The sequence below is a fragment of the Psychrobacter pulmonis genome (assembly GCF_904846465.1).
GTDB classification, from domain to species: Bacteria; Pseudomonadota; Gammaproteobacteria; order Pseudomonadales; family Moraxellaceae; genus Psychrobacter; species Psychrobacter faecalis.
The window spans coordinates 621,788-639,213 of the sequence record NZ_CAJHAT010000001.1; the positions used below are offsets into that span (position 1 = coordinate 621,788).

Sequence of the window (17,426 nt, forward strand, 5' to 3'; positions counted from 1 at the left end):
TATGAAAGCCTTATTAGACTTCATTCCGTTGATCGCGTTTTTTATTGCCGCGCGTTACAATGGCATTTTAGCGGCGGCAGGCGCCTTGCTCGTGGCCACTATTATTATTTATGCCATCCATTTTGTGCGTCAAAAAGGCAAATTTGATAAGCAGCAGTGGGTCGTTTTATTATTAACCATCGTCTTTTGCGGTGGCACGCTGCTATTGCGTGACGACATCTACTTACGCTGGAAATCGCCTATCATCAACGGTATCTTCGCTGTTACGCTATTGGTCAGTGCCATCATCAATAAGCCACTGATGCAATTGGCGATGAAAGAAGTGTTTTCACTGACTTTAAGTGGCTGGAAAAAACTGACCGTCGCTTGGGCACTGTTTTTTGCCTTTATGGGTATTCTGCATTATATCACGGCATTTACGATGTCTGATGAGGCTTGGATTAACTTTAAAACTTATGGCTGGATTCCAATTATGTTGGTATTTGTGATTGCCCAATTTGCCGTATTAAAAAACCATCTCAATCCAGCATTAACCGATAAAACCACTAAATAGAAGCTATTTCAATCATAATATACGCCTTAAAAGTATAATGAGAGATATCATCATTATTTTTTATTCTGGTTATTAGTGCTTTATTCATATTATTTACTTGAGGAAGTCCCATGTCCTTATTTGCTATTATCGGCCACGATGTTGCTGGCAGCAGCGCCCAACGTCAGGTAACACGCGCCGAACACGTTGCCCGCCTGAAAGTATTACAAAGCGAGCAGCGACTCATTATCGCAGGTCCAACGCCCATCGAACACGGTAAAAGCGAGATGTCAGGCAGCTTGATTATTGCTGACTTTGACTCCCTCGATGCTGCGCAAGCATGGGCGAGCGCTGAGCCTTATCTGCGTGATGGCGTCTATAGCCATGTAGATATCAAGCCGTTTGTGCAGACCTTACCTGAACCTACTGACAGCGCCGCAGATAAACCAGCAGACAAGCCAGCAAATAAGGTAACAGTATCGTGATTCAGCAGTTATTATTAAATGATTCTGTTTCTAATCATACCAGTGAGCACGTTCTTGGCCGCGTCGCTAATCTTATTGTTGCGAGCTTGTTATTACTTGCTAGCTTATCAGCACAAGCAGCACCAACTGTGACCAATGCTGATCCTGCGGCAAGAACGGCTCCGCTTGCGCCAAATGCTGTATTAGCGCCCAATACTGTTAATCAACTAGCGTTACCAAATACTGCCTCAAATACGGTCTCTGCTACAGCAGCGAACCAAGCTACTAGTGCTCAGCCTGCGACCAATATTAGCGACACTTTAGCCGCGCAGCTACAACCATCAACTAAAGCGCTCTCTGAAGCCAATCAAGAATTGCTAAGCCGTAATGCCCAGCTTCAGCGTCAAGTCAATGACTTACAAACACAAGTAAACGTTTTAGTATATGAAAGCAAAGGTCAATTGTTTTTATACGGCGCATTTACGGTGTTAGTGAGCTTATTGGTTGGGATATTTATTTCGTGGTTGGTGTTTGTCCGCCGTGACCGCTGGTAGTAAATCCTCTATAAATGTGATGCTTTATGTCCAAATTTGTGTCTAAACCTGAGTCTAAACCGGCTATATCCAAGCCTACCTCTACCTCTCTTGCCACTTATAAAAAAGCCACCAAGCCCCCTAAGAAACCCGCGCCGCCAGATGTGATTACCCCTGCTAAGATTGGATGGCAAACCGATGATGCTGGCAATCAAGTGCCAGTATCAGGGGAGTTTGGCGATGTGTATTTCTCGCACGCTGATGGCTTAGCAGAATCCCGCCATGTATTTTTAGCCCATAATCAATTACCCGAGCGCCTAGCAAACCTTGCTGATAAGCAATGCTTTACGATTGCTGAATTGGGCTTTGGAACGGGCTTGAATTTTTTAGCGACATGGCAGCTTTGGCGTGAGCTTCGTGCTCAGCAGCCGCAGTTAACAAGCGCGCGCTTACACTTTATCACCACTGAAAAATACCCCATTCCGCTTAACGACTTAACGCAGATACTCGCTTTATGGGCACAGCGCGCCCCTGAACTTGCCGAATTGATTAAAGAGCTTTTAGCCAACTACCCACCGCTGATTGCGGGCTGTCATCGACTAAACTTTATTGACGATAATATCACGCTTGATATTTGGTTAGGCGATGCGGGCGATAGTTTGGCAAGTCTGGCTAGTTTTGAGAGCTTAGCTACTTTAAATACTGAGACTGCTATCAATCGTCCTTACGTTGATGCTTGGTTTTTAGATGGTTTCGCGCCTTCTTGTAATGAGAGCTTGTGGGCGGAGTCGATATTTACCCAGATGCAGCGCTTATCTCGTACTGGTACCACTGCCGCTACTTATAGCTGTGCTGGTATTGTCAAACGTGGCTTGCAAGCGCATGGTTTTAGCATTAAAAAGGTAAAAGGTTTTGGGCGCAAGCGCGAGATGTTAACGGCAGCGATGGCGGACAATACTGAGTTCTTACCTGATTCTTTAGCACTAAATGACGATAACAATATTTGCGTTTTGCCACACCCTCATGACCATACTCCTAATCATACAGTGGTTATTGGTGCAGGCGTTGCGGGACTACTTACGGCTTGGACGCTGGCCAACCGCGGTGTGGCTGTGTCGATAGTAGATAAAGTCGCGCCGCTTGCTGGCGCCTCTGGCAATCCGCGCGCCCTCCTCGCACCAAATATGACACCCATTCATCATGTGTATGAGCACTTGCACTCTATCGGCTATCTCTATAGCGGCAGGTTGTACCGTTATTTCAATCGGCAAGCAGCGCTGCAGCAAACGCCGCTCATACTTGAGCAAACAGGCGCGTTAGACTTGCTAATCAAAACCAATATCGGAACTGTGCAAATTGCCGATTATCCCAATGAAATGGCAACCACGGTTACGATTGAAGAGGCGCAGCAATTAAGCGGCTTAAAAACTAAAGACTTAACGGACAATTTATATTTACCAAAATCTGGATTGGTCAATCCACAAGCGCTAAAAACGCTCATCCTTAAGCACTCAAATATCAATTATCAGCAGCTTAGCGTTACTGATATCAAAGAAGCTGCCAATAAAGTGACGGTGATTGGTGAGAAAGAAAGCGGTATTGATGGTCAAAGTTCTGTCACTATCTGCGCTGACAATATAGTGATTTGCGCCGCCTATGAAAGCCATCAATTAGACAAACGTATTGTTGAGTGCCGTACTATTCGCGGGCAATTATCTTGGTTTACACCTACTGCTGAGCAAGTTGCGGGTTTGCCTAAACTACCGCTCAAATATAGTGGTTATTGCGCGCCCTTTATCGGGCAAAGCGGCGATGCTGAGATAAATAACATTCGCGACAATGAGCCACAGTTTTTATTAGGTGCCAGCTTTGTAGATGCTGACGCCAGTATTGATATCCGCGAAGAAGAAAATCAGCAAAATTATGACAAATTGCTTGAGGATATTCCTGAATTAAGCAATGTCTTGCCAGACGATACCAGCGCATGGCAAGCGCGCGCCGGTGTGCGTACGCAAACGATTGATTATCATCCCTTGGTCGGACGACTTGCCCAAAGTCGCCGCATTTGGACGCTCTCTGCGATGGGTGCAAAAGGTTATGCGCTAGCCCCGATATGCGCTGAAGCATTAGCAGATATGATGCTCGGTTGCTTTCCCCCTTTATCGGTTGTTATGTTAGGGCGGCTGTCATCCAATCGGGCGCGATTGCATAAAGCGTAAAAAGTAACAATTTAACGTTACGCTAACTTTTATCAATATTTATGAAAACGCTCTTAAAGCCAAGGCATGTATTGATAACAGTATAGAAGCAGGCTTAAAGAATAATGCTAGACTAGCCTTAAAGTTTAAAACACTTAAATAACGATGATAAATGGATAGCTATCTATTATGAAAACCGATATTTTTACCTTAGTGAAATCAAAACCCTCCTTTAAAGCAATTTCTATTGCGTTCTTAAGCCTATCACTGCTAAATGCTTGCCAAAAGACGCCAGAACCTGAAACCGTTAATGAAACTGCTGAAGCAACCACCCAAACGACGCCAGTAAGCTCTAATATTAATGCACCGAAAGTTGCTGAAACAAAGCCAAGCGCTACTGATTCGGCAGCCACTTTAGAGCAAGATACAAGCTTAAATGAAACAGAAAACGAGCTTAGCGCAGCGGATACCTCAACAAATAGTGCTGCGATAATGCCCAATCCAGAACAAGCCATCAAAGGCGCGCAAATCACTGATGTCAATTATCGCAGTGCCAGCGGTGAGACGTTATTTGTCATCTTTGAAACCTCAGAAAAAGGCGTACTTAACGCTATCGTCACCTTGCCAAATAAACCAAAAATGACCTTGAGTGCGCCAGAAGGCCAAGGCAATAACCCTACTTATCGCTCAAACGATGGCAGTATTCAGCTGGTCAGTCATGGCGGTGGTAGCAGCATTGATCTTATTCAAAACAATAAAACGACCAGCTTTGAGGCCATCAGTGTAGAAGCAGAAGTCATTACCGAATAGTTTTTAAATAAAAATTTGGCTTAGAACCTGTCAAAAATAATAAATTCAACCCTAAAAAAGGCGGCAAATACTTATCATATTTGCCGCCTTTTTTAATCTACTTTACCTTTAGCCAAAGCCAGTGGTCTTGCCAAACAGACTGACCAGCCAGCTCATCAGCGCCCATAAGCCCCAACCGATAACCACAATAACGATTAATCCTAATAGGTCAGGAATATGCAGATATAACCAAGCAACGATAGGATTACGCCAAAAGAACGCAAAGCGGCTTTGCTGCTGCCTATCTTCTAATGATTGATGCAAAAACGGCCGATCCATATGCATGGTTTCGGTAATGCCATATTCATCGTGTAGATGCTCGTGCACGATGCTCAATGTCTTACGACTGGGCCGAATAAAAATATCGAGCACCGTACCTATACCCGGTACAATACCAACCACCATATCAATCAGCGCCAATCTAACCGCTGGGGTCATTTTATGCGCAGGTACGCCCAACTGCCGACCTAATATAAAAGCATAGCTGGTCAACGCCAGTCCTGCCAAATCTCCCGCCAGCGGAATGGTCGACAGCGCCGCATCAGCCCCCATGCCTTGTTTGGTAAAGGGAATACGTACGAGCGAATCCATGGTATTGGCAAATTTCGCCAATTTGCGCTCAGTTTCGATGACTTGTGCGCGTGTTAAGCCATGTTCAGCTAGCTTTGCCTGATAATCGATAACTGGCGCCTTAACATCAGATACCTTTCTAGCTTTTGACTTTGAGAGTTTCTTAAAGTTATCCATTAAAAGTTGTCCATAAACACGCGATTGCGATAAGAGCAAAGACGTAACGCCCTACCCATATATTGGCCAAAAACGCCTGAAAACAGGCCAGTGCTTGACGACTGGCACAAGCGCTGTTCTGCTTGGCAAACATCATCGCCACGAGCGCCAAGCCAAATACTGGTAACACGCCCACACTGGTTGGCGCAAAGTAATGCCACATGACCGCACCCATAATAACTAAAAAGACGGTTTGCAGCAGCGAGATAATAATCACATCGTAGCGGCCAAATAATATCGCCGTTGATTTGACGCCAATTTTTAAATCATCCTCACGATCCGCCATCGCGTACTGGGTATCATACGCTACTGTCCAGCACATATAAGCGATAAATAATAACCAGCACCAGATATCAGGCGCGCCTTGTATCGCGACATAGGCCATCGGTATTGCCCAACCAAAAGCGGCGGCTAAAAACACTTGCGGCAAATGGGTAAAACGCTTCATGAATGGATAAATAAACGCCAATATAACGGCGCCAAGCGACCAGTAAAAAACAGCAATAGGCAAAAAGAATAGCAAACTGGCACTCAGCAATACCAATACTAAAAACGCGGCAATGGCTTCCTTACCAGACAAGCGTCCATCTGCTAATGGACGGCCTTTGGTGCGGCTGACATAACCGTCGACCTTGCGATCAGCAAAATCATTGATTGCACAGCCAGCCGCGCGCATAAAAATCGCACCGAGCGCAAAAATAACAAAGACTCTAAAATCTGGCATACCTGCTACCATGCCTTGCTGCTGCGCTTGACCCATCGCCGCCAGCATTACCCCCCAAAGCGTTGGCCAGAGTAACAGCTCGATACCTACAGGTTTATCAAAGCGTGTTAGTTGTAGGTAGGCTTGTAATTTGTCATTAAATGTCATGGCGTTTTATTATCATCTATATAAATTTTATATACTTTTTTGCAAGCTGCTAGGTTAAGCGAATAGAAGCGAAAGGGTTGGCGAGCTATTGGATTTGTTGCCACAAATTATTAGCTTCAATGAGCGACAACTCAGGATATTGCTTGCGTAAGGCTTTAATGGCAGGAACTTTTTCTTTTTGTACGGCTTGCTGTCGCAAGAATCTCAAGTAATCTTCAGGGCGACTCAATTCTTTTAAGCGCGCTTCCAATCTTAAAATTCTCGTACGCAGCATAATATTTATCAGTAATAGCGCCGCTCCCATTACCCAAATAATTAGTGTCGACATTCCTTGCTCCTAAATTCACTAACTCTAAAAGTTTAAACTGACTCCATGCATGGTAACGAAAGGTTTTTTAAACGAAATACCCATCAAAACGTATCGCTTCATTATGCCAGCTTTCGCTTGGTTGTTGATGCGCAAGTAATGGTGCGAGCTGCGGGCGTTTAACGACGACGCGGCCTTGGCTTGCATTTTGACTGACGATTGCTTGTGCACTTTGGAGCAATTGTGACTCTTCTTCTAGCGTTGGTGGACGTGCCAATTGGTGCAAGGCTTGCATATGCTTGCCCACTTTCGCGCCTTTACCCGTTTTGCTATCTTGATAGCTATCCTCTGGAAACATAGGATCAAGATATACCACATCAATAGTCTGATGGCTATTAGCGGTCAAACCATTACTAGAATCTGTAAAATCAATACTTTCAAAATAACTCAGCGCATCGGTATTGATAATCTGTAGTCGGCGCATCAGCTTTTGCCAATTTGGTAGCGTACTCATCCGCTGCTGTTCAGCTAGCAAAAGCAGCGCTATCAAGGGCTGATGTTCAAGCATAATGACTTGAGCGCCAGTACTGGCTAATATCAGGCTGTCATGCCCAAAGCCTGCCGTCGCATCAATGACCGTCCTATCCGCGGTAATTTTAGCCGCTTGTAGCAGTAACTCAGACTTACGCCCGGCACTCACCACTCGTCGTTGTAGCTTTTCCCATTCGGGCGCCACGCTCAGCCCATCGCTTAACCATGACAGTTTATTTTTTTCATCTAATACTAAGATAGGCTGGATAGAATACTGACTTAATTGCTGACGACGTTTTTGATTGAGCTTTTCGCTAAATAACTCAATGTTTAGAATAATAGGCAATTGATGTTTGACTACCAGCGCTTGCAGGCTGGCTATTTGCGCTTGTTGGGCTTCATTGACATAAAAAAGCTGGCAATACATAAAGTCGCTTGATGTTTGTTGCAAACTGCTCATGATTGCCCTCCCTTTTAATACTTTACGGTTTAAAACGTTACCGTTAACCCAGTTGAAAATGATAACGCCACATCGTTAAAACTTAGCCTGCCATCTGGTAGCCAAAGCCCCAAGCGGCGACCAATACGATGATGCCGGTAATAATACGTAGCCATGCAAAAATTTTGAAATCGCGACGGCTAACCCAAGCGACCAATAGGCGAATACAAAGTAACGCCACGACAAATGACACCACGGTGCCGATACCCAATACCAGCCAGTCTTCGCTACTGGTCAATACATCATGATGCTTTAGTAAATCCAACAATGCCGCGCCAACAATGACAGGTATGCCTAAAAAGAAAGAAAATTCCGCCGAAGCTTTGCGTGAGACGCCAAGCCAGAGGGCGCCGATAATAGTGGCCCCTGAGCGTGAGGTTCCGGGTATCAAAGCTAGACACTGCATCAAACCAATCATTAACGCTGTTTTTAGACTGACGTCTTCTGCTTCTTGGGCAATAATTGTTTTAGGTCGATTTTCGACATAAAATATCAGCAAGCCACCGACAATCAGCATAATCGCTACCACGATAGGGTTAAACAAATACGCCTTAATCTCGTCTGCAAAGGTAAAACCTACAATCATTACCGGAATGGTCGCCACAATTAAGCTTAAACCAAGCTGCCTTGGATTACTCATACCTTCCGCTTTACCAGTCAGTAGCCCCATGAGCGCTTGCCAGAGCCTGCCCCAGTAATCATAAATGACCGCTAAGATAGCACCAAGCTGGACTACCACCACAAACAAATCAACTTTTTCCTTAGTCCAAAAGCTCATCAAATCGGCTGATAAAATCAAATACCCCGTACTAGAGATGGGTAAAAACTCAGTGATACCTTCAACGATACCCATAATGAGCGCTTGGATTAATAACAGTATATCCACAGTTGCTTCCCTAAAAAAACAGCGCTAGCCGCTGTTTTATATTGTTGTTGCTTTTATAATCGTTTATACGTAGAAGTACAAAGTACATTGCTTACTAATCATCATGTAAGCACTATGCCTTACCTTGCTCTTTTAGCGTTTTCCATGCTTGATTGCGCAAGTACTTTGGTAAGGCATTAGCCGCATCGCTACCGCCTGTCTGTATGAATTGAGCGATACCCAATTGTCCAATCACTACCGCATCTGGCCAAACCTCTTCATGGCAAACTTGTTCGTCATGCGCTTTTAATAGCGGCGCACCGTTACCGACGACAGGCAGATTGGCAGCGGTTTGGCTGCCATAATCAAGTAAGCGCTCGGTATCTTCGCCACTTTCTTGCACGACGGGCTGCATAATATGGTCTATTAGTGCATATTGCCCAAAATATACTTGCTGCATACGCGCATCAAGCGCGCTATAAACTTGCGTCAAACCATACCTTTGATGCGCACACTGGGCAATGGCTTGTAAGCTAGAAACCCCCACGCAAGGAATATCGTGGGCGACAGATAAGGCTTGCACCACCGCTGTATTGATTCTGATACCGCTAAAAGCACCGGGGCCACGGTTGAATACCAATGCTTTTATCTGCGCCAGATTGAGCTTAGCTTCAGATAAAGCCGCATCTATCATTGGCAAAATGTGCTGAGTTTGCTCACGTTTGCCTTGTTCGGTATGACTCGATAGCACCTGACTATTGGCATCTAAAATCGCGATCGAACACTGCTCAAATACGGTATCCATTGCTAAAAACATCATTACCTCGGCTTATTTTCTTAATACCACAAAACATGCGCTCATCAATCAGCGCCTATCATAGCATTTAGGATAAAAGAATTTTATCAATTTCTAAACTTTCCTAGTGCATCCATCAATATTTATGCAAATACGTCAGACATAAAAAACCCCAAAACTATTTCAGCCTTGGGGAATTTGTTAAAAAGTAAATACTATATCAATCTGAGCGTCTATTCATTAAAAGCGCGTTTTAAACTTCTTTGGCGCTTGGTTTTGTAGCTCTTGCATCTGTTTTTGCATCTCTTCGGTGCTCGGCATATTGTTTGGGTCCAGTCCCATCTGCTTTGCCATCTGCGCGGGATTTACATCTTTGGCACCGCCTTGCTGACCGCCGCCAAATAACGGACCGCCGCCACCAGCACCGCCGCCGCCCATCAAGCCTTGCATCGACTTCATCATTTTACTGATACCTTCAGGCTTAGAAATCATTTTCATCATTTTTGCCATTTGCTTGTGCTGCTTGAGCAAACGGTTGACGTCTTGAATCTCACGTCCTGAACCTGCGGCAATACGGCGCTTGCGGCTTGGGTTAATCTTATCGGGATTCTTACGCTCAAACGGCGTCATTGAATTAATCAAGGCTTCCATTTCACGTACTTTTTCTTCAGGCTTAGCGTCTTGCACGGCTTTTTGCATATCAGAGCCGCCCATACCCGGCATTTTATCTAAAAAACCTGCCATGCCGCCCATGCTTTTCATTTGCTGAAACTGGGTCAATAAATCCTCAAGGTCGAAGTCGCCGCCCTTTTGCATCTTTTTCGCCATTTTTTCCGCTTTATCACGGTCGATTTTTTGCTCGACTTCTTCGACCAAACTTAAGACGTCACCCATACCAAGGATACGCTGAGCGATACGCTCAGGGTGGAATAGCTCGAGCGCGTCGAGTTTTTCACCGCGACCTAAAAACTTAATCGGTTTACCAGTAATGGCGCGTACAGATAATGCTGCACCGCCGCGCGCATCACCATCGGTCTTGGTTAAGATAACGCCAGTCAATGGCAGCGCATCGTTAAAGGCTTTGGCGGTATTGGCCGCATCTTGACCAGTCATCGCATCGACGACAAACAAGGTTTCAGATGGATTGACCGCCGCAGTCAACGCCTTGATTTCAGCCATCATGGTCTCATCGATAGCCAGACGACCAGCCGTATCAATAATCAGAATATCTTGATATTGGATTTTAGCTTCTTCAATAGCACGGCGGGCGATATCAATCGGATTTTCATCAACTGTTGAATTGACGAACTTGGCATTGACTTGTCCTGCCACTTGCTCAAGCTGGGCAATCGCCGCTGGACGATAAACGTCAGCAGAAACCAACATCACCTTTTTCTTATGGCGCTCTTGTAAAAACTTCGCCAATTTACCAGCGGTGGTGGTTTTACCCGCCCCTTGCAAACCAGCCAGTAGGTAAACAACCGGCGGTTTACCCGTCATCTCAAGCTGCTGATTGGCACTACCCATCATTTCGGTAAGCTCGTCATGGACGATTTTGACAAATGCTTGACCTGGCGCCAACTCTTTGAGCACTTCAGCACCAAGCGCTTGCTCTTTGACACGTTTGACAAAATCACGCGTTACCGGTAGCGCAACGTCAGCTTCTAATAGCGCCATGCGCACTTCGCGCAGCGTGTCTTTGATATTATCTTCGGTCAACTGCCCAGTACCGGCGATATTACGCAGGCTCGATGATAAGCGTTCGGTTAAGGTATCAAACATAAATAACTCTCAATTAAAATAATTCTTAGTGAAAACAATCTTTGATAAAAGCAATTCTTAGTAAAAACACTATGACAACAATACGTCGTCAAATTTGGTTCAGCGTTGCTTGCTGATTTACATGATTTGGCTATGCTACAGACGATTAAAAAGTAGCATATTATCAATACTATAGCATTAAGAGGCCATAAAACTTATAGTCGTTTTGCAAATGGCATTTTTCTAATAAGCGCTGCTGTGCTACAAGCGCTATAATCAATCCGTAAGATGACGCTCAATTGCTTGCCATTTTATGATAAATTGGAGAATTATTCTAATCATTCTGATAATACCATTTTAGCATTCAATTGAGCGGCGTTTTTGCGCTCATCATGAGATGAGGTTCTTTATCTTGCAACTTGCATTTTTACTGGCTGGCATGGTTTATATTTTGGTCAGCATCTACATCGGCTGGGCGCTGATTCACGATAAACCTATCCACAAGGGCGTGAGCTTAGGTTTATTGGTTGTCGGCATGCTCGCACATGCCGCACTACTCTATCCACATGTGGTCACGCTTTATGGGCTAAATTTCAACTTATTTAATACCATTAGCCTGATCAGTTTATTTTTCTTATTTTTCTACGTTATTTTTAGCTTATACCGCCCTATTGTCAGTCTTGGTATTTTAGCAGCGCCGACCGCTTTAGCCGGGATGATAGTTGGTTATATCGGCCGCGCGCCCTATCGTCCGATTACGGACATCAGCGTCGGGTTAGAGGCCCATATCTTACTATCACTTGCTGCTTATTGCGTGCTGCTGATGGCAGCGCTGCAAGCGCTATTTTTGCGCTTACAAATACGCGAGCTGAAACACCAGTCGATTCATCGCTTTTGGGTCAATAAACTGCCGTCGCTACAGAGTATGGAAAGTCTATTGTTCGATATGCTATTGGTCGGTTTTGTCTTATTGAGTATCGCGCTAGGCATTGGTTTTGTTTATGTAGAAGACCTGATGGCGCAGCATCTTGCTCATAAGACCGTCTTTAGCGTGCTATCTTGGCTGTTATTTGGCGCATTATTATTGGGTAATTGGCGCGCAGGATGGCGTGGTAAACGCGCTGCCAACATGACCATTTATGCATTTATCTTACTAGCAATTGGCTTTGTCGGTAGTAAGTTTGTGTTAGAGATGCTGTTATAAACCCAGTTCTGTGATAGTGGTAATTTGACTAAAAAAAAGCCGCCAGTACTAAAGACCAATACTGGCGGCCTTTTTTACGCTCTTATTTTGGTTTAACACCGTCTTAAAAAAATCTAATTAAAAACCACGGTTTTATTACCTGCCACAATCACGCGGTTTTGTACATGCCAATTTACTGCGCGCGCTAAGACATTACGCTCGATATCACGGCCAATAGCACGTAATTCTGCCACTCCTTGACGGTGAGTGACACGATGGACGTCTTGCTCAATGATAGGCCCTTGGTCAAGCTCGGCAGTCACATAATGCGCGGTCGCACCAATAAGCTTGACGCCTTTCTCATAAGCCTGACGATAAGGATCAGCACCGACAAACGCAGGTAAAAATGAATGGTGAATATTGATGACTTGCATTGGCCAACGCTTGACAAAATCAGACGATAATATCTGCATATAACGCGCCAATACCAGCAAGTCATTGCCTGCCATCAAGGTATGAATCTGCTCTTCCGCTTCAGCCTTGTTATCCTTGGTGACTGGCACATAATGGAAAGTGATGCCAAAGTTTTCTACCGCTTGGCGCAAGTCTTCGTGATTACTAACGACACAGGTAATCTCGCAATCGAGTAACCCGCGCTGATGCCGCCATAGTAAATCTAACAAGGCATGGTCAAACTTTGACACTAAGATGCCAACCTTGGTTTTAATCGCATTATTATGCAAGCGCCACGCCATATTATGGCGCTTAGCCACCGTATGCCCAAAGCTGGCTTCAAAGTTATCCATAATTTCGCTCAAGCCTGCTAACGCAAACTCCAAACGCATAAAGTACTGCCCGCCTTCATGAGCGGTTGAATACTGATCGAGAGTGATAATATTGCCGCCATAACGGTGTATAAACTCAGATACAGCCTGTACGATACCCGCTTGATCGCGGCATTTGATCAATAACGTCGCGGTATCAATAGCAGCCGCAACTGGTGAATTTTTAGGATTTTTGCTCGACTTTATGCTTGCTGTAGCAGTCGTGGTATTGTCTGACATAGTGCGCCCAATTAAAAATGAAACGTGCTGCTTACTTTGAATATGAATAGCAGCATAGGAAACCGACTATTCTAATCGCTTTTGCAAAACTTTGCTGATTGAGTTGCTTGTATTTGGTTATTGAGATTATGAATACAAAAACCCCCAACGCGGGGTTGGGGGTTTTTGTAGAATGCTCAAGTAACTACGGCAGTTATCTAATAGTATAAGTATAGCTAGTTACATTGCCATTTGGTGCAGTGGCAGTAATCTTAACCTCATCCGTTGTCTGACAGTTTTTCAGCTTAAAGGTTGTAAAAGTACCCAAGTTATCACCTGGCATACCAGTCGCTACGTTTGCTGGTACTTTGAGAACGCCAGATATGCTAGCTTCACAAGTGCTATTTTTACTTTCTACAGTAATTTCGCCTGTAGGTGGATTATTAGTAGTAAATACTTGTGAAGTTCCCGTACCGTTACTACCAATAGGAACTAAAAACTCTTCATTACCAACTTTTACAGTAACTCTGGAACTTGGATTAGCATCCAAAACCTCAATGAAAAATCCGTTTGCGACACGTTTAATTGTAGCAGTTGGATTTGCAGAAGTTTGGTCAATTGCTGAACCAGTTATCGTCGTACCAGAAGGCATAGGACTTAAGTCGTAAAAACCACCACTATTCACTCTAAATGATATTAAGGTATCACTACTAAAAATATCTTGAGATGGTCGAACTGTAAAATTACCACCTTGATCTAAATTTCCTACGGTGAAACGCGCATCATTACCATTAGATAGCAAAGTAATACCTTGATAACGCACTACTGTATCTAAACCAGTATTACAAGTATTGGCCTTGTTTGGAGAAACAAACTCACTTATATAATTAGCTTCGTATTGACGCTTTTTCAGCTCAGACAATGATGGAAATTTTAGATTGATATATCTATCAAGGTTGTTTTCACACTGATTACTCGCCCCAGTTGTCATTGGATAAGTAAACTCACCAATTTCAAACTCACCGCTTTCATTATCATCACGAAATGTATCACCGATATTGTGAACTAATATATCAACACCTTCATCCCAAGCATTGTTTTCGTTCATATCAATATATTCTTTTTCACCTTCAGCAACCGCTAGAATGCTTACACGACCATCGCCCGGACGTGGATTTTGCGTTGTAAAAGTGACAGTACAGTTACCATCGACTGTGGCACAGCTAGAAGTAATCTTGCCACCTTCAGCAGTAAAGTTAATTACTGTGCCATCGGGCACTTTATTACCATTCCGGTCAACCATTCTTGCGTTTATTTGAGTGCTATCACCATCATAAGACCAATCTAAAACGTTCTTTTCCCATGACAGACTAAGGCCTGTCTGAGTGACTCTTGAGCTTGCTACTGTGATGTTTTTAGATAAGGCATTAATTAGAGGGTCATCAATCAAAGACACTTCAATTTCTACTGGACCAGGAGTCGTACCGGGGAAGATTGGAACCACTATCTGACCGCTTGCATCAGTTGTGGCTATATAAGACTGTTGGTCTCTATTTGGCCCAAAAGTAAGCCCAAAAGGTGACTTCTCTAAAGAAACTCTAACTTGTTCATTTGCAAGGGTAGTAGATCCGGAATATACTGTAAACTCCGCTTGTCCTGTAGAAGATGAACCACTACCTCGAATACCTAGACTTAGGTCATTAGAGGTATAAATAATTGAAGTAGCTTCAGCAGAGGCTACAGTAATAGTCGTTGATTTAGTTTGATTACCTGTACGTGCAGATACCCTCACTAAACCACTACATAGCGTGGTATCCAAATTGATGGCTTTAAAAACTGCTTTAACCATCCCTTCGCTATCAGAAGTAACTTGCTCTGGTATTTGACCGCAGCCACTATTGAAGTTTACTAAAACGCCACTCAGTGCATCACCTGCTTCATTAGTAACCTTCAAACTGATGGGCGTTTGGCCTCCTGATGCCAAACTATTGGACCCGACCGTTATTTCTGATAAAGCCACATTTGTTGCCTGAACGGAGAAGGTCGTATCGGTTGTGGCCGTTTGCTGATTATAGGTTGCATTCGCTGATATAGTATATGCACCTGAAACCTCTGCGTTATCAGGCTTTAAAAATATTTGTGCTATGCCTTCCGCATCTGTCAAAACTGCACCTGATGTCGTTTGAGAAAGGCTTATCCCTTCTGCATCAATATTAAAAACAACTTTTGCATTTATAATAGGGTTTTTAGCGTTATCAACAACCTTTATTTGATAGTAAGCTCCCTCTAAGTTAACTGAATTTATAACGTTACCATCAGCATTATAGAGTGCACTTTCAACAATATTGATTTCTTCGACATTTTGCTCGCCACCGTCAGAACCTCCTCCATTGCCAGGCTGCTCAGGGCCCAAGTCAGGTGTTGGTGCTATTGTATCTGTACCATCACCGCCGCCACAGCCAGCCAATGTAAGTGCTAAAGTTAGCGCTGTCAGTTGAAACAACTTAGAAGAAAGTGGACGTGAACTATATGACATATTTGGAACTCCGCATCGGCAGTAATTTATTCGCGCAAATAAGCAAGATATCATTGTCTAGAATCATGACAGACTGATAATGATACATAGAATTACAGTAAGGTTGGTTGTATTAACAGATTGTATTAAATATATAACAGCAACTTTACTGACTTTTGTTATAACTTACAACTAAAAAATGAATCTTTACTATTAAATAATCAACAACATAGACGGCTTATTTCAGGGTATAATAGCTACCCTTTAGACCGACGATAATCATAAAAATATTTGAGTATTCATCTGTTTTATGGTATAAATGTCGGCTTTAAAATTTTCTGAATTGGTGGGTCTGTTATTTGCCTTTAGTAACAGTCATATCAGCTCAACCTTCATATAGTTTTGTTTGGTGCAAAGCTGCCGCTTGCTGTGTCCATGCCGCAAAAACGCGCAACTTGCCCAGACTGGTATGAGAATCCCTCATGCCTCATAGATTAGGAGTTCGCCATGTCTCGAGTTTGCCAAGTGACTGGAAAGCGCCCTATGGTGGGTAATAATGTTTCGCACGCAAACAACAAAACCCGTCGTCGCTTTCTACCAAACCTTCACAACCATCGTTTTTGGGTAGAGTCTGAAAATCGTTTTGTACGTCTACGTGTGTCTACCAAAGGTATGCGCATCATTGACAAACTTGGTATCGACAAAGTGTTAGCGGATCTACGCGCACAAGGTCAAAAAGTATAAGTTAAGAGAAGCAGCTTGAGCGGTCGATAATTCTCACCTTCCAAGCTGCTTTTTAGCTACTTTCTTTGTAGCAACTGAACTTTTTGTATTCGTACCTATCGTTTGAAGACCCCTCATTTACAGGAAAGCTATCATGAGAGATAAAATTAAATTAGTATCAACTGCTGGTACTGGGTATTACTACACCACTACCAAAAACAAGCGCACTATGCCTGGCAAAATGGAAATCAAAAAGTTTGATCCAAAAGTACGCCAGCACGTAATCTTTAAAGAAGCAAAAATCAAATAATTTATTATTAAATTATTTGAACAAAAAAAGGGTTTATCAAATGATAAACCCTTTTTTATTGCCAGTTTTTGACCCACCAACCATTTCAACCATACACTATTTTAACCAGCTATTATATTTCGTTCTTACAGATTTATAAGCTATAAATTTAGAGGCTATCAGCCTGATTAGCTTTAGCTATAGTGAGTGGGTTCTTTGTCATAGACATGGGCATGCCACTGGCTCATCTGTTTTTGCATAATGACCTGAATCGCAGCATGAATCATATGCTGACCAATCGCTTGGGTATCGCTGCCTAATATTTCTTTCAGCTTATCAGAAAAATCGATGGTCATCAGCGGCGCTTCTTCTTCCTCGGCATCACGTAGCAGCAATTTGCCATCCGCTGCTTCAACCAACTCAAGCGTGGTTTCTTTAGCAAATCCAGCGAACTGATCGCGACTATCGTTATCTACTTCTATTTCATTATCAATATCGTATGGCATCTATTTTTTCCTTATTATCCCGCTTTATGTCTGTAAAAAGGCGCTGACTTCGTTTATAAAATCTTAGTTTTACAGATATTCGGGCAAAACTATCTTACTTATACAATGGACGCTTTGCGCCGACAATTCAAGGCCTGACGCGTAAGTGTTTTGCATAAATGCTCTTTAATACTAC

General features: G+C 43.5%; 18 protein-coding genes. 8 read left to right on the forward strand and 10 right to left on the reverse strand.

Annotated elements, in window-relative coordinates:
* The first annotated feature begins 1 nt into the window (after window position 1).
* The 5 genes from ispZ (at window position 2) to JMX70_RS02655 (ending at window position 4,537) form a co-directional block, all read left to right on the forward strand.
* Window positions 2-553 (forward strand): septation protein IspZ, encoded by a 552-nt coding sequence (gene ispZ / locus JMX70_RS02635; RefSeq protein ID WP_144296626.1) that lies wholly within the window; start codon window positions 2-4, stop codon window positions 551-553.
* A 110-nt stretch (window positions 554-663) separates the two neighbouring features.
* On the forward strand, window positions 664-1,017 hold the full coding sequence (locus tag JMX70_RS02640) for a YciI family protein (protein WP_144296627.1): 354 nt from the start codon (window positions 664-666) through the stop codon (window positions 1,015-1,017).
* Window positions 1,014-1,550, forward strand: coding sequence for a hypothetical protein (locus tag JMX70_RS02645; RefSeq protein ID WP_227671136.1), 537 nt, complete (start codon window positions 1,014-1,016; stop codon window positions 1,548-1,550). Before JMX70_RS02640 ends, JMX70_RS02645 begins: the two co-directional genes overlap by 4 nt.
* Window positions 1,551-1,576: 26 nt before the next feature.
* Window positions 1,577-3,748 carry a tRNA (5-methylaminomethyl-2-thiouridine)(34)-methyltransferase MnmD gene (gene mnmD / locus JMX70_RS02650; protein ID WP_191690379.1) on the forward strand — a complete coding sequence of 724 codons (2,172 nt, stop codon included), beginning with the start codon at window positions 1,577-1,579 and terminating at the stop codon, window positions 3,746-3,748.
* Window positions 3,749-3,916: 168 nt separating this feature from the next.
* A complete protein-coding gene (locus JMX70_RS02655; protein WP_191690377.1) occupies window positions 3,917-4,537 on the forward strand; it encodes a hypothetical protein in 621 nt (206 codons plus the stop codon).
* A 108-nt stretch (window positions 4,538-4,645) separates the two neighbouring features.
* Here the strand turns inward: JMX70_RS02655 and JMX70_RS02660 are convergent, their stop codons facing one another.
* The 7 genes from JMX70_RS02660 to ffh form a co-directional block, all read right to left on the reverse strand.
* Entirely contained in the window at window positions 4,646-5,323 is a 678-nt protein-coding gene (locus JMX70_RS02660) for a DUF4112 domain-containing protein (protein ID WP_201589333.1), read from the reverse strand.
* A complete protein-coding gene (gene ubiA / locus JMX70_RS02665; RefSeq protein ID WP_201589336.1) occupies window positions 5,316-6,233 on the reverse strand; it encodes a 4-hydroxybenzoate octaprenyltransferase in 918 nt (305 codons plus the stop codon). Before ubiA ends, JMX70_RS02660 begins: the two co-directional genes overlap by 8 nt.
* An 85-nt stretch (window positions 6,234-6,318) precedes the next feature.
* Window positions 6,319-6,561: a hypothetical protein gene (locus tag JMX70_RS02670; RefSeq protein ID WP_144296632.1), complete on the reverse strand. Its 243-nt coding sequence runs from the start codon at window positions 6,559-6,561 to the stop codon at window positions 6,319-6,321.
* Window positions 6,562-6,628: 67 nt separating this feature from the next.
* Entirely contained in the window at window positions 6,629-7,531 is a 903-nt protein-coding gene (locus JMX70_RS02675) for a class I SAM-dependent methyltransferase (RefSeq protein WP_201589339.1), read from the reverse strand.
* Window positions 7,532-7,613: 82 nt separating this feature from the next.
* A complete protein-coding gene (locus tag JMX70_RS02680; protein WP_068403943.1) occupies window positions 7,614-8,456 on the reverse strand; it encodes an undecaprenyl-diphosphate phosphatase in 843 nt (280 codons plus the stop codon).
* 112 nt (window positions 8,457-8,568) lie between these two features.
* A complete protein-coding gene (gene tsaB, locus JMX70_RS02685; protein ID WP_201589671.1) occupies window positions 8,569-9,252 on the reverse strand; it encodes a tRNA (adenosine(37)-N6)-threonylcarbamoyltransferase complex dimerization subunit type 1 TsaB in 684 nt (227 codons plus the stop codon).
* A gap of 219 nt (window positions 9,253-9,471) precedes the next feature.
* Window positions 9,472-11,013 carry a signal recognition particle protein gene (gene ffh / locus JMX70_RS02690; protein WP_068403945.1) on the reverse strand — a complete coding sequence of 514 codons (1,542 nt, stop codon included), beginning with the start codon at window positions 11,011-11,013 and terminating at the stop codon, window positions 9,472-9,474.
* Between the two features lie 376 nt (window positions 11,014-11,389).
* Between ffh and JMX70_RS02695 the strand changes: the two genes are divergently transcribed.
* Window positions 11,390-12,196, forward strand: a complete 807-nt coding sequence (locus JMX70_RS02695; protein WP_201589342.1) for a cytochrome C assembly family protein — start codon at window positions 11,390-11,392, stop codon at window positions 12,194-12,196.
* Window positions 12,197-12,309: 113 nt separating this feature from the next.
* On the opposite strand, the gene purU is transcribed toward JMX70_RS02695, so the two are convergent.
* Window positions 12,310-13,239: a formyltetrahydrofolate deformylase gene (gene purU / locus JMX70_RS02700; RefSeq protein WP_226928880.1), complete on the reverse strand. Its 930-nt coding sequence runs from the start codon at window positions 13,237-13,239 to the stop codon at window positions 12,310-12,312.
* A gap of 193 nt (window positions 13,240-13,432) precedes the next feature.
* On the reverse strand, window positions 13,433-15,754 hold the full coding sequence (locus JMX70_RS02705) for an Ig-like domain-containing protein (RefSeq protein ID WP_201589345.1): 2,322 nt from the start codon (window positions 15,752-15,754) through the stop codon (window positions 13,433-13,435).
* A 486-nt stretch (window positions 15,755-16,240) separates the two neighbouring features.
* Here JMX70_RS02705 and rpmB point away from each other — a divergent pair, with 486 nt between their 5' ends.
* Together rpmB and rpmG are read left to right on the forward strand one after the other, a co-directional pair.
* A complete protein-coding gene (gene rpmB / locus JMX70_RS02710) occupies window positions 16,241-16,477 on the forward strand; it encodes a 50S ribosomal protein L28 (RefSeq protein ID WP_057761372.1) in 237 nt (78 codons plus the stop codon).
* A 133-nt stretch (window positions 16,478-16,610) separates the two neighbouring features.
* Entirely contained in the window at window positions 16,611-16,766 is a 156-nt protein-coding gene (rpmG, locus tag JMX70_RS02715) for a 50S ribosomal protein L33 (protein ID WP_010201403.1), read from the forward strand.
* A 173-nt stretch (window positions 16,767-16,939) separates the two neighbouring features.
* On the opposite strand, the gene JMX70_RS02720 is transcribed toward rpmG, so the two are convergent.
* Window positions 16,940-17,251 carry a hypothetical protein gene (locus JMX70_RS02720; RefSeq protein ID WP_068403843.1) on the reverse strand — a complete coding sequence of 104 codons (312 nt, stop codon included), beginning with the start codon at window positions 17,249-17,251 and terminating at the stop codon, window positions 16,940-16,942.
* Window positions 17,252-17,426: the final 175 nt, after the last annotated feature.